The organism is Streptomyces sp. NPDC051286, assembly GCF_044455345.1.
Classification (GTDB): Bacteria; Actinomycetota; Actinomycetes; order Streptomycetales; family Streptomycetaceae; genus Streptomyces.
On sequence record NZ_JBITER010000165.1, the window covers coordinates 1 to 1,085 of the forward strand.

Below are 1,085 nucleotides of genomic sequence, written 5' to 3' on the forward strand. Positions count from 1 at the left end.
ATTGGTGGTGCTGGTCATGCCGGGGGATGCTCCTGTCTCGCCCATCCAGGCTAACCGGAGAACCCCGGTGCCTCAGTCGAGGCTGTCAGGAAGGGGGTCGCCCGGAACCCGACCCGCACCGCGTTGCGTTCGGCACCCGCCTGGTCCCCGATTCCTTCCTGGTTGGCTTCCTCGACGAACAAGACCGTCGGACATGCCTCGCCAAGCTCCTGGAGATCGCGGATAGCCCGCGAGAGGCGGCCTTCAATCGACAGGATGCGCTCACGGGGGCCCGGAATCTGGTGATCCAGCTGCCGAAAGACGTCAAGACTTCGACGCTTCAGTTCAGCAAGGCATTTGTGCTCGGTGAACGAGACGGGAGTCACCTCGACGACGAGGTGACCGGCAGGCCCCATCCACTGAGCTCATTCCAGATCGGCTCGGCATCCGCGTCCCTGCGTGGCCAAGGTATGTATCTGGCTGCGGCTTCAGCTACCGTCCTCGAGGAGAAGGAGTGGGTCCGTGACCGAGCGCTGGATCTCCTGCACAGTGATGACGGATCTCTCGTGCAAGCAGCCGCTGTCACGCTCAGTGCGATCGGAAGCGATGTGACAGGGGAGATCGACGTCAACCTTCTCGCGACGCACCAGCACATCGGCGTTCGGCAAGCCAGCGCCGTTCTGTGCATGCAGCATTTGGAACGCCATCAGGATCTAGCGATGAGACTGGCCAAGGACAGCGACGTACGCGTGCGGCGGACCTTGGCTGAGGCAGCCGCCAACGTGGCGTCGGAGCCGGCTGAGCCAGTGGCCGCGATTCTGGAAGTCCTCGGTGGGGATGTGCGGCACAGCGTCCGTGCGGCAGCATTCCCGCGACGTTCGACCTCGAGCATCTGACGCGGGTTCCGTGCCTTGCTGCGGTGCCGAGCCGGGTGAGCGAAGGCAGTATTACTTCTCGTACCGCCCGGTTGTTGCGCCACCTGGACAGGCGGCGTTACGGCCCAGGGACACGAGCCTGCGTTCCGCGTAATTCGGGGGTTCTGGAGTCCGTCCCAGGCTGAAGGTGCAGGTCAGTGGGTTGGAGGCTGGTGACATGGACAGATTCGC

Annotated in this window: 1 protein-coding gene; it reads left to right on the top strand. The window is 63.9% G+C overall.

What is annotated here, in order from left to right; genetic code table 11:
- Positions 1-875: HEAT repeat domain-containing protein (locus tag ACIBB8_RS37970; RefSeq protein ID WP_398959991.1), on the top strand; the 875-nt coding region annotated here is incomplete at its 5' end.
- Between the last annotated feature and the right edge of the window lie 210 nt (positions 876-1,085).